This is a genomic window from uncultured Corynebacterium sp. (assembly GCF_902782855.1).
Classification (GTDB): Bacteria; Actinomycetota; Actinomycetes; order Mycobacteriales; family Mycobacteriaceae; genus Corynebacterium.
The window spans coordinates 1-23,146 of the sequence record NZ_CACZOO010000202.1; the positions used below are offsets into that span (position 1 = coordinate 1).

At 68.6% G+C, this 23,146-nt stretch carries 22 protein-coding genes and 3 tRNA genes; 8 read left to right on the plus strand and 17 right to left on the minus strand.

Going from position 1 to position 23,146, the window contains the following annotated elements; translation table 11 throughout:
* Positions 1-25 precede the first annotated feature (25 nt).
* Entirely contained in the window at positions 26-829 is an 804-nt protein-coding gene (locus QZV72_RS08690) for an alpha/beta-hydrolase family protein (protein WP_367119097.1), read from the plus strand.
* A 2-nt stretch (positions 830-831) separates the two neighbouring features.
* Here the strand turns inward: QZV72_RS08690 and QZV72_RS08695 are convergent, their stop codons facing one another.
* The gene (locus QZV72_RS08695) at positions 832-2,214 is read right to left on the minus strand and encodes a hypothetical protein (protein ID WP_297007402.1); all 1,383 of its coding nucleotides are present in this window, start codon (positions 2,212-2,214) and stop codon (positions 832-834) included.
* Between the two features lie 106 nt (positions 2,215-2,320).
* Here QZV72_RS08695 and QZV72_RS08700 point away from each other — a divergent pair, with 106 nt between their 5' ends.
* Positions 2,321-3,226: an alpha/beta fold hydrolase gene (locus QZV72_RS08700; RefSeq protein WP_297007404.1), complete on the plus strand. Its 906-nt coding sequence runs from the start codon at positions 2,321-2,323 to the stop codon at positions 3,224-3,226.
* Positions 3,227-3,302: 76 nt separating this feature from the next.
* On the opposite strand, the gene QZV72_RS08705 is transcribed toward QZV72_RS08700, so the two are convergent.
* The 4 genes from QZV72_RS08705 to QZV72_RS08720 all read right to left on the minus strand — a co-directional run bounded on the left by QZV72_RS08705 (position 3,303) and on the right by QZV72_RS08720 (position 4,663).
* Positions 3,303-3,378, minus strand: a tRNA-Arg gene (locus tag QZV72_RS08705).
* A gap of 97 nt (positions 3,379-3,475) precedes the next feature.
* A complete protein-coding gene (locus QZV72_RS08710; RefSeq protein WP_297007406.1) occupies positions 3,476-4,249 on the minus strand; it encodes an SDR family oxidoreductase in 774 nt (257 codons plus the stop codon).
* Positions 4,250-4,323: 74 nt separating this feature from the next.
* Positions 4,324-4,396, minus strand: a tRNA-Arg gene (locus QZV72_RS08715).
* A 175-nt stretch (positions 4,397-4,571) separates the two neighbouring features.
* Positions 4,572-4,663 (minus strand) — tRNA-Ser (locus QZV72_RS08720).
* An 86-nt stretch (positions 4,664-4,749) separates the two neighbouring features.
* Between QZV72_RS08720 and QZV72_RS08725 the strand changes: the two genes are divergently transcribed.
* Complete coding sequence (locus QZV72_RS08725; protein ID WP_297007409.1) at positions 4,750-5,844, plus strand: histidinol-phosphate transaminase; 1,095 nt, start codon at positions 4,750-4,752, stop codon at positions 5,842-5,844.
* A 38-nt stretch (positions 5,845-5,882) separates the two neighbouring features.
* Positions 5,883-6,494 (plus strand): hypothetical protein, encoded by a 612-nt coding sequence (locus QZV72_RS08730; RefSeq protein ID WP_297007411.1) that lies wholly within the window; start codon positions 5,883-5,885, stop codon positions 6,492-6,494.
* Between the two features lie 15 nt (positions 6,495-6,509).
* Here the strand turns inward: QZV72_RS08730 and QZV72_RS08735 are convergent, their stop codons facing one another.
* Genes QZV72_RS08735 through QZV72_RS08745 form a run of 3 tightly spaced genes read right to left on the minus strand, consistent with a single transcriptional unit; the run spans position 6,510 to position 10,215 of the window.
* Positions 6,510-7,238 carry a septum formation family protein gene (locus tag QZV72_RS08735; protein WP_297007414.1) on the minus strand — a complete coding sequence of 243 codons (729 nt, stop codon included), beginning with the start codon at positions 7,236-7,238 and terminating at the stop codon, positions 6,510-6,512.
* 20 nt (positions 7,239-7,258) lie between these two features.
* On the minus strand, positions 7,259-8,635 hold the full coding sequence (locus QZV72_RS08740; protein WP_297007416.1) for a class I SAM-dependent methyltransferase: 1,377 nt from the start codon (positions 8,633-8,635) through the stop codon (positions 7,259-7,261).
* Positions 8,636-8,694: 59 nt separating this feature from the next.
* Complete coding sequence (locus QZV72_RS08745; RefSeq protein ID WP_297007419.1) at positions 8,695-10,215, minus strand: FAD-binding oxidoreductase; 1,521 nt, start codon at positions 10,213-10,215, stop codon at positions 8,695-8,697.
* 177 nt (positions 10,216-10,392) lie between these two features.
* On the opposite strand from QZV72_RS08745, the gene QZV72_RS08750 reads away from it, so the two are divergent.
* Positions 10,393-11,847 (plus strand): NAD(P)-binding domain-containing protein, encoded by a 1,455-nt coding sequence (locus QZV72_RS08750; protein ID WP_297007449.1) that lies wholly within the window; start codon positions 10,393-10,395, stop codon positions 11,845-11,847.
* Between the two features lie 19 nt (positions 11,848-11,866).
* Positions 11,867-14,407, plus strand: a complete 2,541-nt coding sequence (locus tag QZV72_RS08755) for an ATP-dependent RNA helicase (protein WP_297007421.1) — start codon at positions 11,867-11,869, stop codon at positions 14,405-14,407.
* A 223-nt stretch (positions 14,408-14,630) separates the two neighbouring features.
* On the opposite strand, the gene QZV72_RS08760 is transcribed toward QZV72_RS08755, so the two are convergent.
* The 4 genes from QZV72_RS08760 to QZV72_RS08775 form a co-directional block, all read right to left on the minus strand.
* Positions 14,631-14,933 (minus strand): GlsB/YeaQ/YmgE family stress response membrane protein, encoded by a 303-nt coding sequence (locus QZV72_RS08760; RefSeq protein WP_297007424.1) that lies wholly within the window; start codon positions 14,931-14,933, stop codon positions 14,631-14,633.
* Between the two features lie 107 nt (positions 14,934-15,040).
* Positions 15,041-15,433 carry a DUF488 domain-containing protein gene (locus QZV72_RS08765; RefSeq protein ID WP_297007425.1) on the minus strand — a complete coding sequence of 131 codons (393 nt, stop codon included), beginning with the start codon at positions 15,431-15,433 and terminating at the stop codon, positions 15,041-15,043.
* Positions 15,434-15,977: 544 nt separating this feature from the next.
* On the minus strand, positions 15,978-16,685 hold the full coding sequence (locus QZV72_RS08770) for a hypothetical protein (protein WP_297007426.1): 708 nt from the start codon (positions 16,683-16,685) through the stop codon (positions 15,978-15,980).
* Between the two features lie 32 nt (positions 16,686-16,717).
* A complete protein-coding gene (locus QZV72_RS08775; protein ID WP_297007452.1) occupies positions 16,718-17,698 on the minus strand; it encodes a nitronate monooxygenase family protein in 981 nt (326 codons plus the stop codon).
* Between the two features lie 174 nt (positions 17,699-17,872).
* On the opposite strand from QZV72_RS08775, the gene QZV72_RS08780 reads away from it, so the two are divergent.
* Positions 17,873-18,193, plus strand: coding sequence for a hypothetical protein (locus tag QZV72_RS08780; RefSeq protein WP_297007429.1), 321 nt, complete (start codon positions 17,873-17,875; stop codon positions 18,191-18,193).
* A gap of 62 nt (positions 18,194-18,255) precedes the next feature.
* Here QZV72_RS08780 and QZV72_RS08785 read toward each other — a convergent pair whose 3' ends face one another.
* Entirely contained in the window at positions 18,256-18,753 is a 498-nt protein-coding gene (locus QZV72_RS08785; protein ID WP_297007431.1) for a flavodoxin family protein, read from the minus strand.
* 37 nt (positions 18,754-18,790) lie between these two features.
* On the opposite strand from QZV72_RS08785, the gene QZV72_RS08790 reads away from it, so the two are divergent.
* Entirely contained in the window at positions 18,791-19,369 is a 579-nt protein-coding gene (locus tag QZV72_RS08790) for a gamma carbonic anhydrase family protein (RefSeq protein ID WP_297007434.1), read from the plus strand.
* Between the two features lie 102 nt (positions 19,370-19,471).
* Here the strand turns inward: QZV72_RS08790 and QZV72_RS08795 are convergent, their stop codons facing one another.
* From QZV72_RS08795 to QZV72_RS08810, 4 genes are all read right to left on the minus strand, one after another.
* Complete coding sequence (locus QZV72_RS08795; RefSeq protein WP_297007436.1) at positions 19,472-19,615, minus strand: hypothetical protein; 144 nt, start codon at positions 19,613-19,615, stop codon at positions 19,472-19,474.
* A gap of 140 nt (positions 19,616-19,755) precedes the next feature.
* Complete coding sequence (locus QZV72_RS08800; RefSeq protein ID WP_297007440.1) at positions 19,756-19,881, minus strand: hypothetical protein; 126 nt, start codon at positions 19,879-19,881, stop codon at positions 19,756-19,758.
* 392 nt (positions 19,882-20,273) lie between these two features.
* A complete protein-coding gene (locus tag QZV72_RS08805) occupies positions 20,274-21,974 on the minus strand; it encodes a cytosine permease (RefSeq protein WP_297007442.1) in 1,701 nt (566 codons plus the stop codon).
* Between the two features lie 145 nt (positions 21,975-22,119).
* Positions 22,120-22,959, minus strand: coding sequence for an NAD-dependent deacylase (locus QZV72_RS08810; RefSeq protein ID WP_297007445.1), 840 nt, complete (start codon positions 22,957-22,959; stop codon positions 22,120-22,122).
* Positions 22,960-23,146: the final 187 nt, after the last annotated feature.

The window sequence follows — 23,146 nt, forward strand, 5'->3', positions numbered from 1 at the left end:
CCACAGGTTCGCCACCGGACTGTCACTGCTGCTCATCGTCGTCTTCGCCGGTTTCCCTCACGGCCTCGCCGGCTCCGCACTGTGGTGGTCACTGGACTCAGGCCCGTTCGCCCGGTCCCCACGCGACGTGCTCACCGAAGCGTCCCCGGTCGGCGCGGTCCGGGTCTTCGGTGATTACCCCGGGGCTGACGCCACCGCCGCCGCCCGCGACACGGTCGACGCCCTGGAGGCCGCCGGTGGTCTCGACCGGATGTATCTCAGCATCAACCTGCCGACCGGCTCCGGCTGGGTCGACCCGGACCAGGTCGAGGCGATGGAGGACTGGGCCGACGGTGACATCGCCTCAGTGGCCGCGCGTTACTCCGCCGCCCCCTCCGCCGCGGTCCTGCTGCTGCAGCGCGACCTCGCCACCGACTCTGCCGAGGCCCTGATCAGGGAGATCGTGGACCGGGTGTCCGCCTACCCGGCGGACGACCGGCCGCAGATCATCGTCCACGGCCAGAGCCTCGGGGCGGCCGTCGGCACCGACATCCTCGCCGCCGATCCCGCCCTGGCGGACGCCGTCTCCGTCATTCTGTGGCAGGGCCTGCCCGGTGGCGCCGACAATGCTGCCGGTGCTGCCGGTGCTTCCGGTACTGCCCCGTCCGACCGGTGCACCGTCTCCGAGCTCAACGACGATGACCCGGTCGGGAAGCTCTCCCCGTCACTGCTCACCGACCCGGTCGGGGCCGTGAGAGTACTGACCGACCTCCCCGGCTCCGAGAATGCGCCGGTCGGTTCGGGGCACAGCTACGGTGGCGTCGTCCCGCCGGCCGGTTGTGTCAGCTGAAATCAGCTGATCACGCCGACCGTCGCTGTATTCCCGGCGTCCTCCGTCATTCCGGCGACAGCCTCGGCGCCCTCGACCCCGGCCAACCGCCGCAGTCCCTCGGTCACCAGGCGTGACCAGGTGCCGACAGCCTGGCAGGCCTCGGGGGTCTGCGGGTAGCGCACCCGCAGCCTCATTCCGTCATCGTTGAGCACGAACCAGGCCATCACCCCGTCGGTCCGGATCCACGCTGAGACGTGCTGGGGGTGCGCCGCCGCCGGAACCTGCACCGGCAGGCGCCGGTTGTCCAGCCAGGACAGGGCGAACATCCCCGGCGTCCGCGGCATACCGCCCCACGGGCGCAGCAGCGGTTCCAGCGGGTGGGCGCCCAGGCTGATGGCGTCAGAGACTGCGGCATCGCACTCCAGCGGATCGGTTGAGTCGCACTCCAGGACCGAGTTGGTGATGAACCAGCCGACCGAGTCCGCCCACCGCTGCCGGTCCTCCGCCGGCCCACGGCGGGAGTGCACCGGGAACACCGCGCGCAGTGCCCCGGCCCCCGTCCGGTGGTTCACTCCGACGAGCACGCTGACCGCCAGCGGCAGCAACCGGACGCCCGCCTTCGCCGCCACCCGCTCCAGCGCCTCGACACCGTCGGCGTCCAGCACGTCGATGACCTCCACCACCTCGTCGCGGGGCGTGGAGACCTCCCCGAGAGGTCTGGGGAACCTCGGCATCTGCCCGCCCCCGTCTGCCATGATCCGCGCCCACCGGTTACGGACCTCCACCGGGGCGGTGGGACGCCGCTCCAGGTCACGGGTGTGGTCGGCGAAGGACGGCACCGACTCCCGCAGCTCCGGGACGGCACCATCGACCAGGTCCACCCCCTCGTGCTCACCGACCCCGAGGAAGGCGAGCATGTCACGGACCAGGACCAGCAGCGACCAGGCGTCCCCGTGACTGTGGTCGAGGCCGATGACGGCGGTGCGGGTTCCGTCGGCGTGGGTGGTGACGGTCAACCGGTGGGACGGGACGCCGAACGGGTCACAGGCGGCATCGAAGAGTTCCCGCAGGACGCGACGCGGATCCTGACCGGCGTCGCCGATCCGACGCCACTGCCCACCGGTGACGACGATGTCGTGCACCCTGACCGACCGTGGCGATCCCGGTGGGGAGGTCCGGGTGGCGGCGTCCTCCTGTAGGACCGTGCGCAGCGTACCGTGCCGGTCGATGACCTTGCGCCAGGCGTCGCCGATCCGGCCGAGGCCCACCGGCGGGACGGTGAAGGCCACCGCCAGCCACGACCCGGGGCGCGAACCGGCACCGGCGTGCCGGGCCTGGTCGAACGACGCCGCGTGTCCGTCCGGGTGCGCACCGGGGGCCGGGGCGACTGTGGTCTCGAACACGTGAACCTGTCCTGCGGAAATATCCATACGGGCTACAGTTGTGAGTCTCATACCCGGCACGATAGGTACGCCGGATTACGGCGGCATTTCCGGAAAGGGACAAACCATGAGCGGCAGTACGGGCAGCCTGGCGGGCACGGCGGGCACGGCGGGCACGGCTGGCACGGCGGCGACAACGGTGGCTGACGCCTCGGCGGGGTTCCTCGACGGACTCGCCTACGACGCCTGGGGCCCGGTCGGCGGTATCCCGGTGGTCCAGCTGCACGGGCTGACCTCCAGCCGTGCCCGGGACGTGGTCCTCCACCTGGACCTCACCGCCGGACAGGACGACCTGCGGGTACTGCGCTACGACGCCCGTGGGCACGGTCATTCCCTCGGCGCCCGGATCCCCGCGCTGTACCACTGGGCCGCCCTGGCCCGCGACCTCGGGAGGATGGTCCACTTCTTCGACGAGACCGGGGCGGACGGGGCGGAGGTCACCCCGCCGGTGCACGCCGTGGGGCAGTCGATGGGGTCGGCGACGATCCTCACTGCGGCGGCGTCCGACCCCGCCACCGCCCGGGACCGGTTCGCCTCCCTGGTGCTGGGTATTCCACCGACCGCCTGGGAACTGCGCGGGGACCGGGCCGGCATCTACGAGGCGAATGCCCGCTTCGTGGAGCAGCACGGGTTGGCGGCTTTCGCGGAGACCACCCGCGCCGAGCCGGTGCCGCCGACCCGGGGCGCCGACGTGCCGTTCACCTGGCCCGACATCGACCAGTCACTGCTGCCTTCGGTGTACCGCGGGGCGGCCGGCAATGATCTGCCGCCACGGGAGCGGATCGCTGAACTGGGGAGGACCGGGATCCCGGTGCTCATCCTCGGCTGGGTGGAGGACAAGGGGCACCCGTTGGCCGTCATGGAGGAGCTGGCTGAGCTGCTGCCGACCGCGCAGACGACCGTCGCCCACACACCGGAGGATGTGGCGGCGTGGCCGGACCGGATCGGGGAGTTCATCCGCGCGCATTCGTGAGGGTTCCGGGTTCCGGGTCGCGGTGCACCGAAAAAGCCCCGCAGCCGGACACTGCTGTCCGGCGGCGGGGCCACTGTGGTGCGCCCGGAGGGATTCGAACCCCCAACCTTCTGATCCGTAGTCAGATGCTCTATCCGTTGAGCTACGGGCGCTTACCGTCGCTGCCGATCTCCCGGCAACGAAGAGATAGCCTACACAGCTCCGGAAGATTCCACAAAAGTGCTGTTCACGGTGCAGACACCGGCGCCGTCAGTTCATCTTCCCGACCAGTCGCAGCGGGGCGACCCCCAACACCGTGGCAATGAGCCGCCAGGGCCAGCCCGGCACGTACGCCCTGCGCTTGCGCTCCTCGATCGCCGTGACCATGGACCGCACGCCCTTCTCCGTGGAGACCATCAGCGGAGGACGCTTCACCCCGCCACCGTTCTGCCCCACCGTCATCTCGGACTCGATGTACCCGGGCAGGACCACCGTGACATCGATCGGCGTCCCCGACCTCAGCAGTTCACTCTGCAGTCCCTCCCCCAGGTTCGCCACGAAGGCCTTCGTGGCCCCGTAGGTGGTCATGGCGTTCCGGTTGCCGCGGATCGCCGAGACCGAGGAGACGAGAACAAGGTGACCGCCGTCACGTTCCCGGAAGATCTCCATCGCCGCCTCTGCCTGCGCCAGGACGCCGAGCACATTCGTCACCGCGGTCTCCCGGTTGGCGTCCGGCTCGCCGGAGCCGATCCTCCGCCCCTTACCCAGGCCGGCGTTGGCGACGACACGGTCGAGTCCGCCGACGCCCGCGTCGGCGTCAGCGGCACGGAACACGGAGCGCACCGCGGCCGGGTCGGTGACGTCGAGGGCGTAGGTGCGCACCGTGACGGCAGGGTGGGACGCGGTGATCCCGGCGGCCAGCGCGTCCAACCGGTCGGCGCGTCGGGCACAGAGCGCGAGGTCGTGACCGAGGGCGGCGGACCGGCGGGCGAGTTCGGCGCCGATGCCGGAGCTCGCGCCGGTGATGAGGGTGGTGAAGGTCATGGCAGAAAGCTAACAAAAGAATCCCGTCCCGGTGGTCGTTTGCACGACCCCCGGGACGGGATTCGAGAAAAGCGTGCGCCCGGAGGGATTCGAACCCCCAACCTTCTGATCCGTAGTCAGATGCTCTATCCGTTGAGCTACGGGCGCCCGCTGTTTCCAGCGACTTCAGTTTCCCCGGCACACCACCAGACGGAGTACGTCACACGGTCCCGGGGTACACCACACACCCCGTATAACGGGACCGAGTCCATGTTGCCCGGAACTCACCACAAGATCCGGACGGCTTCTGACGCATCCTCACGAAAGCCGTGGGAAACTGAAGTGGCGGAGACGAGAGGATTTGAACCTCCGGTCCTCTGTTAGGAAGACAACTCATTAGCAGTGAGTCCCATTCGGCCGCTCTGGCACGTCTCCACACCGTCACTCTCGCGACGGCTTCCGTCACACTACATCAGGCCCCGCGGCACCGACAAACCTGCACCGCGACTAGGCTGTTCCCCATGATCAGGCCCGCGCTCACCGCCCTCCCGTCCTACGCCCAGGGATCCGATGACCCCCAGGGTCTGAAGCTCTCGAGCAACGAGACCACCCAGGGGCCGCTCCCCGGCGTCGTCCAGGCCGCGGCCCACGCCCTGGCGCAGTCCAACCGTTATCCGGACATGGCAGCCACCGGGCTGCGCACCGCGATCGCCCAGTGGCACGGGGTCGATTCATCGCTCCCCCTCACCGCAGCGAACATCGCCGTCGGGGCCGGTTCCTCCGCACTCATCCAGCAGGCTGTCCTGGCGTGCTGCCGCGGCGGCGACGGGGTCGACGGCAGCGCCCCCGACGAAGTCGTCTACCCGTGGCGCAGCTTCGAGGCCTACCCGATCTTCGCGAAGGTCGCCGGCGCCACCGCTGTCGAAGTCCCGCTGACCCCCGAGCTGCGCAACGACCTCCCGGCGATCGCCGCAGCGGTGACCGACCGCACCAGGCTGATCATCATCTGCAACCCGAACAACCCGACGGCCACGACCGTCACCCGCTCGGAGCTGGAGGATTTCCTCGACGCGGTGCCGCAGACCGTGCAGGTGCTCCTCGACGAGGCCTACGTGGAGTACGTCCGCAACGAGAAATCCCCCGACGGACTGTCACTGCTCGCGGCGCACCCGAACCTGGCGGTCGCCCGCACCTTCTCCAAGGCTTTCGGCCTGGCCGGCCTGCGGGTCGGGTACGTCATCGGACGCCCGGAGTTCGTCGACGCACTGAACAAGGTCTGCATCCCGTTCAGCAACAACGCGGTCGCCCAGGCCGCTGCGGTGGCCAGCATCGGCGCACAGCGTGAGCTGCTGGCACGCACCGACGAGACCGTGGCCCAGCGGCGCCGCGTCCTCGACCGGCTGCCTGAGCCGTTGCAGGGGCAGGCGGAGGCCAATTTCGTGTGGCTGCCGCTGGGTGGCAGGTCCCGCGAGTTCGCCGACGCGATGGCCGAGCGGCACGTCGTCGTGCGGTGCTTCGACGGAGACGGGGTGCGCGTCACGATCACCGACAGGGCGGAGACCGATGTGCTCCTCACCGCCCTCGACGTCGTGGATATCGACGACTTCGCGCGGTAGAAACACGCGTGTAACCCACGGGCCGGAAGATACGGGGCATGAACACTCTGAGCCGACCGTCCTTCTCCCCGCTGTTCGCGACGCGCCCCGCCACCGCCCCTGCGGTCCGCGATCTCGCCGGTTTCAACGCCGCTCCCGCAGAGCAGCTGACGACGCTGCTGACGTTCATGACGGCCTGCCGGGAGCTCGCCCGCACCATCGTCGTGGGGCGCCCCTACCTGCGGTCCGCGGACGTCTTCACCGCGGCGTCACGGTCCCTGCGCACCCTGCCGACGCCCCTGGTCAAGGGGATCGTCGACGAGCACCGGCCGGTGGACCGGGTGCCGCTGATCGAGGATGCCGTCGCTGCGGGGACACTCACTGAGACGCAGGCCAGTGAGCTGCGTGAGGCTGCGTTGGGCTACCAGGCGGTGCAGGGTCACCTCTTCATCGCCGACCCGGCGGTCTGGGGGTCGGCGGAAGCCGTGGCGATGATCCCGGAGACGGACCCGGAGGCCGCGACACCGGCGACGGAGGTCTACGACCGCCTGGCGGCCGACGTGGACGCCCGGACGCTGCTTCCCCCGGCGACGGCCTGGGAGGTCACCGTGGCCCACCTGGAGGAATCCAACCGGTTGAAGCTGGTGACCCTGCTCGGGTCGGGGGACTGAACCCCTCGCCACCGCTCAGTAGCCGGCGCCCTCGAGCGTGCCGGGAATGTACCCCGCCGACGGGTCGGTGACGATGCACGTCACTGTACGGTCGCCGGCCGCCCAGCTCTCCTTGGAGGGGGCGTAGGTGATGACGTCGAAGAGCGACGAGGCGAAGGGGTTGCCGATGTAGTCCTCGAAGGCCTCCCCGGTGCACACCGCCGCGGTGAACTGCGGCATCCGCGCACCCGGGAACAACACCTGGTTGTCGATGTCCTGCTGCGCGTACACCTCACCGACATGGGGTTCACCGCAGTCGACGGTGAGTACCCCGGTGGTGGAGGACGGCACTGTACCGTCCAGGGCGGTGGGGACGCCGGACCCCGTCCCGTCGTCCGTGTCCGGCTCCCCCGCCGCCAGGCCGCCGGTCTCCGCGTCCGAGGCGGAGGTGGTCCCCGCCACCGCGGAGCGCGTCGTGGTGGCGGTGGTGGTGGCGGTGGTGGTGGCCTCGGCGGTGGCGTCAGTGGCGTCGTCGGCGTCGTCGGCGTCCACGGTGCCTGCGGCGGCGCCGAGATCGGAGACGCAGTCCCCCACTGACAGCCCCAGAGTCGCCGGATCGACGGACGGCGGTGCGGCGGCCGGAGACGCGTCGCCCGGCGCCGTCCCGGCGCCGTCGGAGGTGCAGGCGGTCAACGCCAGACCCGCCGCCGTCACCACAGCCGTGGCGTGCAGCAGTACCCTGGCACCCGAGGTGGACTCTCCCATGGGGGTGATACTACCGAGCCTCAGGGCCTCCACCACTGGCGGGTCGGGACGCCGGTGTAGCCCGCGTCATCCGGCTTCACACCGAGCACCTGGTGCAGCTGGATCTTGTTGTGCTCGAAATGCCACTCCGACCCAGCCATGTAGAGACCGAACAGGCGCGCTGTCGGCTCGCCGACCAGCTCGACGGCCTCGCCCCAGTGCGCGGCGAGCAGCTCACACCAGTCGTGGAGGGTGCGCTGGTAGTTCGGCCGCAGATCCTCCCCGTGGATGACGTCGAAGCCGGTGTCCTGCATGATCGTGATGATTTTCCCGGATCCGGTGAGCTCACCGTCGGGGAAGATGTAGCGGTCGATGAACTGGCCGGTCTTCGTCTTCACGTTGTTCGGGCGGGTGATGCAGTGGTTGAGCATGCGTCCGCCGGGGCGCAGCTTCGAGTACAGGAACTCGAAGTAGGCCTCGTAGTTCGGCACGCCGATGTGCTCGAGGATGCCGATCGCGCTCACTGCGTCGAACTTCGTCTCGGGCACGTCACGGTAGTCGATGCAGCGCACCTCCGCGAGTTCCTGGAGGCCCTCCTCCTCGATCTTCGCTTTCCCCCACTCGTACTGCTCCTGCGACAGGGTCACACCGAGCGCCTTCACACCGTGCCGGGCGGCGTAGCGGACCATCCCGCCCCAGCCGCAGCCGACGTCGAGGAGGCGCTCACCCGGCTTCAGGCCCAGCTTGTCGAAGACGAGGCGGTGCTTGTTGTCCTGGGCCGCGGTGAGCGGCGCGTTGACGTCCTCCCCCTTGGCCCAGTTCTCCGGGTTCCAGTCGCCGTCCGGGCCGGGGATGTTGTCGAGGCCCTCGTCCGCCGGGTAGTAGGCGCAGGTGTAGGCCATCGAGTCGCCGAGGAAAAGCTCGTAGAAGTCGTTGCCGACATCATAGTGACGGCTGACGACCTCCTTGTCCCGCTCCCTGGAATGCCGTGACAGGCCCTCGAGCAGGGCACGCTTCCAGCCCGGCAGGGTCTCCTGGACCGGGGCGGGCTGGAAGCGGAAGGCCCTGAGATGCCCCAGGGTTCGGAGGATCGCGACCATGTCGGACGCGGAGGGCCGGTGGAACTGGTCGTAGAGGTGCTGCAGGTGGTCGAAGACAGCGATGGGGTGGCCGGGGTGCTCACCGGCGATCGTCAGGCCACCTGTGATGTAGGCCCGCGCCAGGCCCAGGTCACCGGGGGCGGTGACGACGTAGGCCAGGGCGTCGGGGGAGGTGATCTCCAACCGCAGTCCGGCGTCCTCCGGCCCCGCGGTGGAGCCGTCGAAGGCGGTAACGTGGAAGGGCATCGGCGGGGTGATGACCTTCTCGACGATCTGACCTACGGTCAGCGGGGTGAATGCGGCTCGGTTGCTGCTCATCTGCGGCTCCTGTCCTTCGATGTAGGTGTCTTCTGGTGTTCTCGGTTGTTCCGGTTGGCTCAGATGCTGGTGACGGTCTTCTCGTACAGTCCGGGGAAACGTCCGTCCGGGTCGTAGACCGCCTTGAGCTTCTGCGGGAGGTCCCCGCCGTACAGGGTGGCGAACTGCTCCTGGGTGTAGAAGGCCTCGGAGTACAGCGACTTGTGGCCGCCGAGTCCGGCGACGACGCGCTCGATCTCCCGGTTGAAGGCGCCGGGGCCGGCGTCGGGCCCCATGAGGTCGGCCGGGACCGAGGACCAGAAGCCGACGTTGACCCAGGTCTCGCCCGGGGTCAGCGGGTACAGCGGCCACGGGCTGGACGCTGCGGTGTCCGTGTCCAGCACGTCGGTGCGTCCCGCGAGGTCCTCGACACCCTCACGCAGCCGGATGGGGCACAGCCAGACCGGCTCGATCTCACAGTGGGTGAAGAACCAGGTGAGGTACTCCGGCAGGTTCTCCGGGGTGACCTCGATGTCCTGGACGACCCGCTCACGCGGCGGACGCCCGTTGCGCGCCTCGATGCGGTCCGCGAGGTCGTACTTCCGGTCCCAGCCGATGATCTTCCAGTAGAAGCTGGAGCGCAGCAGGTCGCGGGGCCACAGGGTACGGATGGTGGGGTTCTGGGCACCGAAGGCGCGGTTGCACCAGAACCAGTCGATGTCCCAACGCCAGAGGTAGTCGCGGATGGTCAGACGGTCGCGCAGCACGCCGTCCGGGTGCTGCAGGGAGCGGTAGTAGACCCTGCCGCGGGTGTAGTCGCTCACCGGGCCGGGCTCGTCGGTCTGCCGTCCGAGGGTGAGGTAGGCCTCCTCCGGGCCGAAGACCACGCCGTCGAGGTAGTCGACCTGTTCGCCGTCGTACTGCCTGGACTCGCTGATCTCGGCGAGCGCCCCGGAGACGGACTCCACGTCGTCGAAACGGACATGGCGCAGTTCAACGTACGCCGGCACCTTCTCACACCGGATCCTCAGCCGGACCGAGTAGCCCAGCGACCCGTAGGAGTTGGGGAACCCGCGGTAGAGGTCCGCGTTGCGTGTCGGTGAGCAGGTGACGACCTCACCGGTGCCGGTGAGCACGTCCATCTCCAGGACTGCCTCGTGGGGCAGTCCGTTGCGGAAGCTGGTGGACTCCACACCCATGCCGGTGACCGCGCCGCCGAGGGTGATGGTCTTGAGCTGCGGGACGACGGTGGGCACCAGACCGAAGGGCAGGAGGGTGTCCACGAGGTCCTCGTAGGTGCACATCCCCTGGACGTCGGCGGTACGGTTCACCGGGTCGACGGCGATGACGGAGTGCAGACCGGAGACGTCGAGGCCCGCCATGTCCCCGGTGCGGCCACGGAAGAGGTTGGAGGTTTTCTTCGCCAGGCGGACGCGCCTCCCGGCGGGGACGGCGGCGAAACTGTCGGTCAGCCGCTCGACCGCCTGTTCGTGCTCGAACCAGCCGACCGGGGACAGGTCCCGCTGGCCAAGACCGTTTCCGATACGAATGCGATCGGTCAGTTTACCGGCGATGGTGACTGCGGCGTCCTTCAGGCTCATGGAATGCCACTGTAGCCCTCCGCCGGGTGAAGCGCCGGTGAATCCACCTCCCCGTGGAAGCGCAACCTTAACGCAAGAGAGATATAGGCCATGACTATGATGGTTGCCGCGTCCGGGCTATCTGTCCCGAGCGAACACCCCGGAACGGGACCCCGGATGCACCAAATGACCTCACACATGCATCCAGGGGAGATCCTCCTGGGTGGAAAGGATTACGTGCAGGAACAGCAGAGGACAGCAGTTATCGGAGCGGGCCCCAGTGGGATGGCGGCCCTGCGGGCGTTCGACGCCGCGGCGCGTCAGCAACGCCGGGGGGAACAGGTACCGGAGATCGTCTGCTACGAGAAGCAGGACGACTGGGGAGGCCAGTGGAACTACTCCTGGCGCACCGGCACCGACCACCACGGCGAACCGGTCTCCTCCTCCATGTACCGGAACCTCTGGTCCAACGGACCCAAGGAAGCCCTCGAATTCGCCGAGTACACCTTCGACGATCACTTCGGCCGCCCGATCCCGTCCTACCCGCCCCGCGAAGTGCTCTGGGACTACATCGACGGACGCGCATCCCGGTCCGGGGTCAAGGAGACGGTGAAGTTCGCCCACGCCGTGCGATGGGTCAGCTACGACACGACCACCGGCACCTTCACCCTCACCGTCGAGAACCTGCGGACCGGGAGGACGACCACCGAGATCTTCGACCACGTCATCGTCGCCACCGGGCACTTCAGCTTCCCCAACATCCCGGACTTCGACGGCATCGACACCTTCCCCGGTGAGATCATCCACGCCCACGAATTCCGTGGCGCCGAACGCCTGTCGGGTCAGAACGTCCTGCTCATCGGCGGTTCCTACTCCGCCGAGGACATCGGTGTACAGGCACACAAGATGGGTGCCGCACACGTCACCATGAGCTACCGCTCCAAGCCGCAGGGCTACGCCTGGCCCGAAGGCATGCAGGAACGCCCGATCATCGACCGGTTCACCGGCCGTACCGTCCACTTCTCCGACGGCTCAGCCCGCGACTTCGACACGGTCATCCTGTGCACCGGATATCTGCACCACTACCCGTTCCTGCCCGACGACCTGAGCATCGACTCGGACAACAACCTCTACCCTGCCGGCCTGTACCGCGGCGTGGTGTGGCAGCAGAACCCGAAGCTCTCCTACCTCGGCGCGCAGGACCAGTGGTTCACCTTCAACATGTTCGACGCCCAGGCCTGGTACGTCCGCGACCTCATCCTCGGCCGCACCGTCCTGCCCGATGCCTCCGCCCGGCAGGAGAGCATCGACGCCTGGCTCACCCGCCTCGACACCGTCGACGGCGACGAGACCGCCGTGCAGTTCCAGGCGGACTACATCAGGGACCTCATCGAGGCCACCGACTACCCCATGTTCGACCTGGACGAGGTCGTCCGCATCTTCCTGTCCTGGAAGAAGGACAAGAAGACCGACATCCTCACCTACCGCGACAAACCGCACCGCTCGGTGATGACCGGCACCATGGCCGCCGTCCACCACACCCCGTGGCTCGCCGAACTCGACGACTCCCGCGAACGCTATCTGTCCACCCCGGCCAACACCGCAGAGACGGCGCCGGCCACCGCCGGGGCATCCACCGACCTCCGCGACTGACCCACCTACCCTGGTGGTCATGGTTGACCTTCCCTTCGCCGCCGGACGCCGCGACCTGCTCGACGCCCTACGTCGGCGCGGCTGCGCGGTGGTCCAGGCCCCGCCCGGCACCGGTAAGACGACCCTGGCCCCGCAGTATGTGCTGGACCATGTGCGGGACGCCGGGCTGCACGGGCGGGTCATCGTCACCCAGCCCCGCCGGGTGGCCGCCCGGTCCTCGGCGTCCCGGATCGCCGAGTTACGGGGGACACGACTCGGCGACGAGGTCGGCTACACCGTCCGCGGTGACCGGAAAGTCTCCGCGTCCACGACGATCGAGATGGTGACGCCGGGTGTGCTGCTGCGCCGCCTGCTCGCCGACCCGGACCTGGACGGCGTCGCCGCGGTGGTCATCGACGAGATCCATGAGCGGCACCTGGAATCCGACCTGGTCTTCGGCATGCTCGCCCAACTGCGGGAACTGCGCTGTGCACTCGGCGATGATCTGGTGATCGTCGCCATGTCCGCCACCCTCGACGCCACCCGCTTCGCCACCCTGCTCGGCGGGGATGAAGGCCCCGCGCCGCTGGTGGAGGTTCCCTCCCCCATCCACCCGCTGGACATCCGCTACGCCTCCGCGGCGGAATCGATGGTCAACCGCGACCGACGCCACCGTTCCGCGGTGGAGGACCTGGTCACCGCCACGGTGCACCGGGCACTGGTGGAGACCGGTCCCGGACGCGGCGGCACCGGCGGTGACGTACTCGCCTTCATCCCCACCATCCGCGGCACAGAGACTGTCGCCGCTGCGCTGAGCCGTGACGGCGTCGATGCCGTGGCACTGCACGGACGGCTCCGTCCCGCCGAGCAGGCGGCGATCGTCGGCGGTCGCCCGAGGGACACCGCGAGCCGTCGCGTCATCGTCGCCACCGACGTCGCCGAGTCATCGTTGACGGTGCCCGGAGTGCGCGTGGTGGTGGATGCCTGCCTGTCGCGTGTCTCCCGGCGCGACACCACCCGCGGCATGTCCGTGCTGGTCACCGAGACCGCGTCCCAGGCGTCGATGACCCAACGTGCCGGACGCGCCGGGCGTGAGGGTCCGGGGACGGTGTACCGCTGCCTCACCGCTGAGCAGTACGTCAAGGCGCCGGCCGCGTCCCCGCCGGCGGTGCTGACCAGTGACCTCACCGCCGCGATGCTCGATGTGGCGTGCTGGGGTTCGCCCCGGGGTGCGGACCTGCCGCTGCCCGACCCCTTCCCCGCTGCCGCAGCCGATGCAGCGGAGGAGACGTTGCGCGGCATCGACGCGGTGGACGCCGCCGGGCAGGTCACCGCCGAGGGACGCCGCCTGGCCCGTATCCCCACCGATCCGCGCCTGGCACGAGGTGGGTTGGTCGCCGTCCAGCGGGTGGACACCGCCACGGTCGCCAAGGTCCTCGCCGTGCTCGACGGCGGGATCGGTTCGCCTGAGGAAATGCTCCGGAACCTGCCCCACAACCTCCCCTCGGCGAAGGATCCGGTGGTGTCGCGGTTCCGGCGGATCCTGCAGGACGCCACCTCATCGGCCACCTCGTCAGCCGCCTCGTCGACCAACTTGTCGACCAACTTGTCTGCCACCGGCACCCGTCCTGAACTGCAGGGTCCTGATGCCGTGGCCTACACCCTCGCCTGCGCCTTCCCCGGGCTCACCGCCCACCGGGTCGCGTCCTCCGGCAACCGGTACCTCACCGTCTCCGGCACCGGTGCGGTGTGGCGGGACGTCGCGGGGGCAGCGGCCGAGTGGGTCGCGGTAGCGGACATCGCAGGGGCGTCCACCCGGTCCACCGACGGCACCGGTGCCGTCATCCGTGCCGCCGTTCCCCTGTCGGAGGACCTGGCTTTCGACGCCGCAGCTCCCCTGCTGCGCGACGGGGTGACCTGCACCTGGACGCCCGGCGGGCCCACCGGGAAGCTCAGCGCGCGTCGGGTACGGGGACTGGGGGCAGTGGAGTTGGCGTCCTCCCCGGTGTCGGTGAAGGACGTGCCCGCCGACGCGCGTGAGCGGGCGGTGCGCGACGGGCTGGCGTCCCACGGGCTGGGCGCCCTGGAGTGGTCGAGGAACGCCGATGAGCTGCGCCGGCGCATCCAGTACCTGCATGAGCAGGGTGTGGAGGGCTATCCGGACGTGGCGGATACCGCGCACGCCGACCGGCTGCTGGAGTTCGTGGTGCCGGACCTGGTCGCCGGGCGTCGCCCTGATCTGGCGGGACTGCTGCGCGGACTGATCCCGTGGCGACACCCGATCGATGACGCGGCACCACTGTCACTGGAGCTGCCCGCGGGACGTACCGTGCGCCTGCGCTACCCGGAGGTCGGCACGGGTGGGCCGGTGGTGGTGGCGACGAAGCTGCAGGACTGTTTCGGGCTGACGTCGTCACCGGAGATCGCCGGTCGGCGGATCCAGTTCCAGCTGCTCTCCCCGGCGCAGCGTCCGCTGGCGGTCACCGATGACCTGGCGAGTTTCTGGGCCGGGCCGTACCTGCAGGTCCGCTCCGAGATGCGGGGACGCTACCCGAAGCACCCGTGGCCGGAGAATCCGTGACGGTCCATGACGCGCTGGACAAGCCTCACTGACATGAGTACCGGCCCGAGCCAGCGTGCAGCACTTGCGTCATGGCCAGTAGTGCCGAGGGTGCAGCACATCTGCCAGTAGTACCGGGAGGCGGAAGTCAGGTACCTGGTTTCCGCCTCCCGGTACTACTGGCCTCCCGCTACTACTGCCGGAACGCCGGGTGGTTCATGCGACCCCTGTGACGGGATCGGCGCTACTTCCTGCCGCCGGTGAGCTTGCCGACGATCCAGAGGAAGATCACCGCGCCGAGCAGGCAGGTGAGGAAGCTGAAGATCCAGCCGCCACCGGCGACGTCCACCCCGAAGCGGGTGAGCAGCCAGCCGCCGAGGAAACCTCCGATGACACCGACAACGATGTTGAGGACCAGACCCATCTCACTGTCACGGCCCATGATCTTGGAGCCGATCCAACCGGCGAGGCCGCCGATGATGACCCAGCCGATGAAGCCGAGGGTGGGGGTGGAACCTGCGGCGAGGATGATCGTTGACGTGTCCATGGACCCATTCATACATGCCTGTTGACCTGCGTGGAAGACCCCGTCAGAAATGAACGGGTTGCAGTTGCAGGACGGGGTGGACCGGATGTACGGCGGCGGGACCGGTGTCAGAGATGCGTTTCCAGCCAGGCCTGCAGCACCTTGGCATGGGTGTGGTCGGTGTCCCTGCCGGCGAAGAGGAGCACCACGTCACGCTCGGCGAGATTGTCCCGGATCTCCGTGAGCGCGTCATCGAGTTCCCCGGCGGTGTGCCGCTCGTCGAGTTCACCACGGTAGGCGTCCCCGAACTGTTTCCAGTCCAGCACCCCGGAGTGGAACTCCCTGCGCAGGGTCGGCGAGGGGGTGAGTTCCTTCGGCCAACCGGTGAGCGGCAGATCGGTCTTCCTCACGCCACGGGGCCACAGCCGGTCGACGAGGAATGTCGCGGCACCGGCTGGCACCCCCTCGGCGTCCTCACCCCTGCGGGCGTCATAGGCACGGTCGACGGTGAGTTCTCCCATGCCCCGAGATTACGCGGAATCGGTGGACCGTACACCGCGGACGCCACCCGGCACCCGTTCATCCGACACCCCCGGGGAACACCCCCGGCAGCACATAGTGAGGCCAGGCTTCCCTCTGACTATCTGATGCTGTACTTTTTGTGGTGCCAGTTAATGACCCGGCTACGGCCGGACCAGTTCCCCACAGATCGGAATCTATTTTCATGGACATCATCGTCAGCTCCCTCGGTTCCTTCGCCCGTATCGGCGGCATCTTCGTCAACGGCGTCATCGACGTCGTCGGCGCCTTCCTCGCCTCGCTCGCCGGCTCCGCCGCAAAGTAGTCCCGGGCGAACAGTCCGGGCAAGCACCCCGGGCAGACACGGAACCCCGGCGCCCTCCGGTGCCGGGGTTCTCGGAGTATCTGCCGGGCCCGCACCCGGCCTCCACCGACCCTCCACCGGTACTCCGCCGACCCTGCACCGCCCCTCTGCCGACCCTGCACCGGGCCGACACCGGAGGATGCCCGGAGGGCACACCGCCTCGTGACGGGTCCCCGCACCCCTCACCTCACGACGACGCCGGCGTACCCGTCCACGACGGCGAGGGCGTGCAGCTCCCCGGAGACACGGTCGGCGAGACCCCGGTCGCCCCACAGGGCACGCACGACCGTCTCAGCATCCCCCTCCGGGAGTGAAGGCACGGGACACCGTGACCTCAGGTGCGTGAAAACGACGTGCTGTCGGCGGGCGAACAGGACACCCGGGATCAGGCCCCAGGCGCTGCGGTAGATGTCGTAGCCACCGAGAATCTCGCCGGTGGGCAGTGTCACCGGATCAGAAATGTGCTCGCGGACGTGGTCCGGCCCCTCTGTGGCGTCGACGACGGCGAGCTGCTCGGCATCCAGGAAACTGATCCACATGGATTTCTCCGCACCCGCCCGCCGCGCCGGGGCAGCGGCGATGTAGCCGCGTGGGCTGACGTGCGCGGCGAAGGCCGTCACCACACCGGGGACGCAGGCGCGCATGAACGGCACCGTCTGCGAGACCCCGTGGTCCCTGAGTCTGGCGTTCACCACCCCCGGTGACGCGTTCGATCCGGTGGCGACGACCGGGACCCGGCCGCCGTCGAGTCCGATCTCCGCCAGGGCGAGATCCCCGGGGAACCACCCCTCCGAGGTCAGGGTCCCCGACCGTGCGGGCCAGTGCCCGGGATATAGCCAGGGTGCGGTGGTGAGGTCGACCCCCATGCAGTAGTCGTGTGATGAAGGCATGATGCCTCCGACGTTACCCCGGGTGGCAGCGCCTACACTGACCGGAACCTCGACAACAGCCGCGTCGCCTCTGCGGCGAGGACGCGCACCACGTCACCCGCCGGCGCCTGCTGGCGCACCAGTCCGATGGCCTGCCCGGCGTGCAGCTTCAGTTCACCGGCGAACTCCCCGCCGGGTGCGCGGGCGGCGATGAGTTCCTCGTCGGTGACGGTGGGGTCGCTGTTGTACCGGTCGACGAAGCCGTTGCGCACGGTACGGGTGGGCCACCGGGCGACGTCCCACGCCTGTCGCTCAGCCCGGTCGTAGATGCCGGTGAGCACGGTCGATCCACTGGCCGCCTTCACCGCGGCGGACCTGAGTTCCTCACCGCCCTCAGCCTCCGGGGACGCCAGCAGTGCGGTCCCGATCCACGCCCCGTCCGCCCCGGCCGCGAGGACTGCGGCGAGGCCGCGTCCGGTCGCGATCCCCCCGGCGACGACCACGGGGACGCCCGGTGCCTGAACGGCGGTGTAGTCGATGACCTCCTGCATCAGCGGCATGGTGCCGAGCCGCCCGGTGTGCCCGCCGGCGTCGGTGCCCTGCACGCACAGGACGTCGACGTCGGCGGCGAGAGCCTGGCGGACCTGCAGCATGTCATTGACCGGAGCGACGACGCTGATCCCCGCGGCGTGGGCGGCGGGGACCCAGGGGGCGGGGTCACCGAAACCGAGGGACAGGACGGTCGGATTCGCGGCGACAGCAGCCTCGAACTGGGCGGAGACCCCGTCGTTGGCCGCAGCCTCGATGTCGAGCGCCCAGATCATCAGGCCGATCCCGAAGTTCCCGGTGGTGCCTGCGGTCTCCGCCTCGGCGGCGATCCACTCCGGGGTCGTGTGCGCACCCACACCGATCATGCCGAGCCCGCCGGCGGCGCTGACGGCGGCGGCGAGGCGTCCTCCGGCACGCCCCGCCATGGGGGCACCGACCAACGGGAGGTCGATACCCCACAGTCTGGTGAGCCGACCGCTGAGAATGGTGGCGGAGTGCGCGGGAGTGTGCTGGTCGGCATGGTGGTAGCCGTCGCGGTAGACCACTGGTGGTCTCCCCTTCCGGAAATCTCGTTCGGAAACAGGTGTCAGTTTTCGGGCATGTGCTCCGTAGTCTACCGTGGCCCGGTCACCGCGTACTACCGCGTACTGTGGGTGCCCATGGACATGACCCTGAAGAACGCGAAAGATGTCAGCACCGCCCCACTGGTGGCCCTCGGACTCGTCGGCGGGTGGTTGACCGCCCGGGAGACCGGCATCCGCCCGCTGGGCACCGTCCCGATGATCGCCGCCCTGGGATGGGCGAACCGTAGCTGGGTGGCCAAGGGGGGCGCTCCGCTGGCCGTCGGCCTGACCGCGACCTTCCTCGGCGCCTTCGGCGTCTCACACCCGCTGGCCAAGAAGATGGGCGCCTGGCCGTCGGTCATCACCGTCACCGCCGCTGCCGCGGGCGCCGCACACTTCCTGTCGGACGCACGGTAGCCGGCGATCCCTCCGGGGCACCCGTCCCGGGATGCCGCCCGGGTCACCGCTCAGGTCACTGCTCAGGCCACTGCGGCGTACCAGGCGCCGACAGTGTCCTCCGCCAGCGCCCGTAGCTCCGCACTGTGCGGCGCGGGGTCCCCGGTGAAGCACACCGGTTCGACCGCCATGTCCCATCCGTAGCCGGTGGTGATGGCGGTCATCGCTTTCTCCGCGCCGGTGGTGTCGTACCCGCCGCGGATCCAGTAACTGGCCGGCACGGTGCGCGCGGCGTAGCCGCTGTCACCGGTGACCTGCATGTAGGTCGAGTCGAAGTAGTGTTTCAGTGCCCCGGAGATGTAGCCGAAGTTGGCGGTCGTCCCGAAGAGCAGGGCGGATGCCCCGAGCAGCTCGCCAGTGTCGGGTTCCAGGGCGTCGCGTTCGCGGATCTCCAGGTGGCGGCCGGTGGGAAGTGAGGTGTTGACCTCGGCGGCCGCTCCCTCTGCGGCGAGGATCACGGTGTCCGTGATCGCGCGGAGCTTGTCGGTGGGGCTGTGGTGGACGACGAGGAGGTAGGCCATGCCCCCATGATGCACCGATTATCGTTAGCCTGGGGATATGAGAAGATTCCAGTCACCACGCACCACCGGCCCCCTGATTCTCCCGTACCAGGGGAAGACGCCACGCATCCACTCCTCCGCTTATGTCGCCCCGAACGCGGTGATCATCGGTGACGTGGAGATCGCCGAAGACGCCTCCGTCTTCTACGGGGTGGTGGTCCGGGCGGACGTCGGTGCGGTCCGGATCGGCGCCCGCTCCAACATCCAGGACAATTCCGTGGTCCACACCGAGCAGGACAGTCCCACGGTCATCGGTGAGGACGTCACCGTCGGACATCAGGCGCTCGTCCACGCGTGCACGGTCGGGGACGGGACACTGGTGGGCATGCAGTCGGCGTTGCTGAGCCGGTCGGTCATCGGCACCGGATGCATCATCGGCGGCGGCGCCGTGGTCCTGGAGGACCAGGAGATTCCCGCCGGGTCACTGGCCGCCGGACTGCCCGCCACAGTGCGACGGGAGCTGTCCGGTGAGGAACGCGCCCATCTCATCGCCCACGCCGCCGGCTACGTCGCCCTGGCGAAGAACCAGGTCCCGCCCGGGGACGCACTGAGCCTCGACGAAGTGCGGTTCGACTGAACTCCGCCACGCGCTCCCCGGTGGAATGCAGTGAAGAACCCGCACCATATGGTGCGGGTTCTTCACTGCAGCCCGGAGACTGCAGGCGTTCGGAGGGGGGGCTCAGGCCGTCGGCGACTTCGGGTCGCCGTGGACCGGGAGACCGAGGATGTTGCCGACGGATGCGAGGAGACCACGCACGACCTCGCGGAAGACGTCATAGAGATTGACGACGATCTCGCCGGCGGAGGAGACGATGTTGTCCATGGGACAGGGACCTTTCTGTTGACCGGTACTGCTCTTCGAGCACGACCGGAATAGGGTGTGGAGTGTCCTGACGGGAACGCGCGTTCCGGCGGTCCCGGTACGCTGTCGCTACGGGGTGAGCGACCGCTGTGAGGTACTGCCTACTGGTTGCCGATGCTGCCGACGATGCCGTTGAGGGTCTTGCCACCGAGGATCAGCAGGTACTGGATGAAGCTGCCGGTCTGGTAGAGGAGACCGGAAATCAGGTCAGCGGAAGCCTGGATCATGTCTTGCCTTTCGGAAGTGGGGTCCCTGGTCCCTGCGGCGACGGGAACGCCGCTCGGGACAGATGCGTCGAACTCCGGGTGCGCAGCGAGGAATACGGCCACTGGACAGAGGGGTTCTCAGATTCTGCGGATGTGATCCGCCGGGGAGGTGTGATCTTTCAGATCGAGAATCTAGCACAGTGGTGAACATAGGCAAACCTCACAGTAGGAGATACTACCCCCGTACAACAAAGGGTGCCCTTGCCTAAATACTGACCGCGTCGCCGTTGCGCTGCGGAAATGCGCAACCCCCGGCTCCACCCCCCTTACCCCCGTTTCGTAGCGGGTTCAGCCCGGTCCACTACAGGGACCCGGCGGACAGCGTCCCACCGGCCACCCCACACCGGATCCGCTCAGCGCCCGACCGGCGGATCCGCCGGAAGCACGTGCTCCCCCGTCGCGTCCAGCGTGAGAGCGAGGGAGGAGATGTACCTCTTACCCCCGTCCGGACCGGGGACGGCGGAGGCGATCATGTCCGGACGCTCACAGGACTCGCCGGTGACCGCACAGGTCAGCCGGTCGTCGACGGGGTTGCCGTCGGCGTCGAACATCGGCAGGTCGATGCCGTCATCGGCACGACGCAGGTAGAAGCGTCCCTTCGTCGCCACCGCCACCGCCGGGGTGACGATGACGGCGATGACCGCGGCGAACAGCGGGGAGAAGGCGGCGATGCCGTCACCGAAGGCCCCGAAGAACATCGCGATGGACAGTCCACCGGAGGCGAACACCGAGACGATGCCCACCGGGTTCCAGTCGTAGAGCATGCCCCGACGGAACTCCGGGACCTTCGGCGACAGCCGCAGCAGGTACTTGTTGACCACGATGTCCGCGGCGACGGTGAAGATCCAGGCGATGGCGAGGTTGGAGTAGAAACTCAGCACGAACCCGAGGACGCTGAACATGTCGAACTCCATCAGCGCCAGGGAGATGCTGACGTTGAAGACCACGAACCACACCCGTCCCGGGTACTTCTTGAACGACCGGGAGTAGATGTTCGTCCAGGCCAGGGAACCGCAGTAGGCGTTGGTGGTGTTGATCTTGATCTGGGAGATGACCACGAGGACCACCGCGAGGGTCGTGGCGAGCCAGCCGGGCATCATCTGCCGGTACTCACTCATGAACTGGTTCACCGGCTCGACGGCCAGGTCGGTGCCCTGCCCGAGCACGGAGATCATGTAGACCGCCAGGAAGACACCGATGATCTGCTTGGTCGCGCCGAGGACGACCCAGCCCGGGCCACCGCAGATCACCGCGGCCCACCAGCTCCGCTTGTTCGCCGCGGTCTTCGGCGGCATGAAGCGCAGGTAGTCGATGTTCTCGGCGATCTGGGCGGTGAGCGAGAGGCACACGCCGGCGGCGAGCATCATCGCGGCGAAGGAGACGGAACTGTCGTCCTCGCCGGTGTAGTCGAGGAAGGTGCCGACCGAGGACGGCTCCTGGACGATGAGCACCACCAGGGGCACGAACATCATCACCAGCCACAGCGGGTTGGTCCACGAGTGCAGCTTCGACAGCAGCTTCATGCCGAAGATGACCAACGGGATGATCATCAGGGAGCTCACGGCGTAGCCCGCCCACAGCGGGACGCCGAGGCCTACCTTCAGGCCCTGCGCCATGATCGCGCCCTCGGTGGCGAAGAGGATGAAGGTGAAGGAGACGAAGATGAGGTTGGTGATGATCGACCCCTTGTAGCCGAAGCCGGAGCCGCGGGTGATGAGGTCGAGGTCCACGTTGAACCGGGCTGCGTAGTACGCCAGCGGGAAACTGGAGATGAAGATGAGCAGCGCGGCGATGAGAATGCCGCCGATGGCGTTGACCGTGCCGTGCTCCACACCGATCGTCGCGCCGATGGAGAAGTCGGCGAGGTAGGCGATACCGCCGAGGGCACTCGCGGCGACGGCGGCGGGCGTCCACCTCCGGTAGTGGCGGGGTGCGAAGCGCAGTGAGAAGTCCTCGGTGCCGACGGGGCTCGCGCCGTCGACGGCGGGGGCGGGAGAGGTGCCGTCGGCGGGCGGGGTGGTGGTGTGCTGGAGCGTGTCCACTGGAGGTGTCATGCCGGGCAACGCTATGGGCCGCGTATTACATGCAGATGACCATATACGTTTCCGTCATGGGGCTAAATGCCGCTCACCCGGCCCGGGTGTTACAGACGGTGGTGTCCGTGCTGGTGGAAGGCGTGAAGCCGTCGCTGCAGTCTGCTCACCCGAACGCCGCGTCCACCAGTGCCGGAAGGCCGAGCGCTGCGGTCGTCCGCAGCGACCAGGTGGTGATCGGGGTGAGGTCGGTGGGTTCCGGACTGATCTCCACGACCGGCACGCCGCGGGACGCCGCGATCTGCGTCAGCCCTGCGGCCGGGTACACCACGCCACTTGTCCCGACGATGACGACAAGGTCGCAGGTCTGCATGGACCTCTCTGCATCCTCGAACTCCGCGGTGGGCAATGCCTCGCCGAACCAGACGACACCGGGGCGGATGAACCCGCCACAGACCTCACAGGCCGGCGGGCCAATCCGCTCCACCTGCTCTGCGGGCAGATCCGGTTCCGGCACGGGTGCGCCGCAGTCGGCACAGCGGAAGGCGAAGAGACTGCCGTGGAGGTGCGAGATATCCCGGGATCCGGCACGTTCATGCAGGTCGTCGATGTTCTGGGTGGTGATGTGGAGGGAACCGGCCACTGCGGTCGACAGCCCGGCGGTCGCCGCGTCCTCCAGCGCATCCTCCCCGGCGACCAGAGCGTCCTGCCAGCGGGTGACTGCGAGGTGACCGGGGTTCGGGGAGGCGTGGCGGGCCTGCACCGCCCGCCAGAGGTACCAGGCCCACACCGGGTCCGGGTCTCGGGCCCAGGCGGCCGGTGTGGCCATCGCCTGCGGATCGACCTTCGACCACAGGCCGGTGGTGGCGTCCCGGAAGGTGTCGAGGCCGGAGTCCGCGCTCATGCCGGCGCCGGTGAAGACTTCGACGTGCCTGGCGTTCCGGACAGCGGTGGCGAGATCGGTGGCGAGATCGGTTTGATCTGGTCGCTCGGATCGGGGACACATACCCCCAGGATAGTTGGCGGTGCGTTCGCCAGCCGGGGAGCGGCAGTGCCATCCTCCGGTCGGCACCAGTATCAAGCATGCAGCAGTGTCGCTACCAGTACCGAGACGCGGAAGTCAGGTACCTGCGTTCCGCATCTCGGTACTGGTAGCTGCATCGGGTGCTGCAGTGCGGCAGTTTGGTAGTTCG

Coding starts and splice junctions, on each gene's coding strand:
- QZV72_RS08700 (WP_297007404.1), top strand. CDS start 2,321: ATGAGCGGCAGTACGGGCAGCCTGGCGGGCACGGCGGGCACGGCGGGC.
- QZV72_RS08710 (WP_297007406.1), bottom strand. CDS start 4,249: ATGACCTTCACCACCCTCATCACCGGCGCGAGCTCCGGCATCGGCGCC.
- QZV72_RS08725 (WP_297007409.1), top strand. CDS start 4,750: ATGATCAGGCCCGCGCTCACCGCCCTCCCGTCCTACGCCCAGGGATCC.
- QZV72_RS08730 (WP_297007411.1), top strand. CDS start 5,883: ATGAACACTCTGAGCCGACCGTCCTTCTCCCCGCTGTTCGCGACGCGC.
- QZV72_RS08735 (WP_297007414.1), bottom strand. CDS start 7,238: ATGGGAGAGTCCACCTCGGGTGCCAGGGTACTGCTGCACGCCACGGCT.
- QZV72_RS08740 (WP_297007416.1), bottom strand. CDS start 8,635: ATGAGCAGCAACCGAGCCGCATTCACCCCGCTGACCGTAGGTCAGATC.
- QZV72_RS08745 (WP_297007419.1), bottom strand. CDS start 10,215: ATGAGCCTGAAGGACGCCGCAGTCACCATCGCCGGTAAACTGACCGAT.
- QZV72_RS08750 (WP_297007449.1), top strand. CDS start 10,393: ATGCATCCAGGGGAGATCCTCCTGGGTGGAAAGGATTACGTGCAGGAA.
- QZV72_RS08755 (WP_297007421.1), top strand. CDS start 11,867: ATGGTTGACCTTCCCTTCGCCGCCGGACGCCGCGACCTGCTCGACGCC.
- QZV72_RS08760 (WP_297007424.1), bottom strand. CDS start 14,933: ATGGACACGTCAACGATCATCCTCGCCGCAGGTTCCACCCCCACCCTC.
- QZV72_RS08765 (WP_297007425.1), bottom strand. CDS start 15,433: ATGGGAGAACTCACCGTCGACCGTGCCTATGACGCCCGCAGGGGTGAG.
- QZV72_RS08770 (WP_297007426.1), bottom strand. CDS start 16,685: ATGCCTTCATCACACGACTACTGCATGGGGGTCGACCTCACCACCGCA.
- QZV72_RS08780 (WP_297007429.1), top strand. CDS start 17,873: ATGGACATGACCCTGAAGAACGCGAAAGATGTCAGCACCGCCCCACTG.
- QZV72_RS08785 (WP_297007431.1), bottom strand. CDS start 18,753: ATGGCCTACCTCCTCGTCGTCCACCACAGCCCCACCGACAAGCTCCGC.
- QZV72_RS08790 (WP_297007434.1), top strand. CDS start 18,791: ATGAGAAGATTCCAGTCACCACGCACCACCGGCCCCCTGATTCTCCCG.
- QZV72_RS08795 (WP_297007436.1), bottom strand. CDS start 19,615: ATGGACAACATCGTCTCCTCCGCCGGCGAGATCGTCGTCAATCTCTAT.
- QZV72_RS08800 (WP_297007440.1), bottom strand. CDS start 19,881: ATGATCCAGGCTTCCGCTGACCTGATTTCCGGTCTCCTCTACCAGACC.
- QZV72_RS08805 (WP_297007442.1), bottom strand. CDS start 21,974: ATGACACCTCCAGTGGACACGCTCCAGCACACCACCACCCCGCCCGCC.
- QZV72_RS08810 (WP_297007445.1), bottom strand. CDS start 22,959: ATGTGTCCCCGATCCGAGCGACCAGATCAAACCGATCTCGCCACCGAT.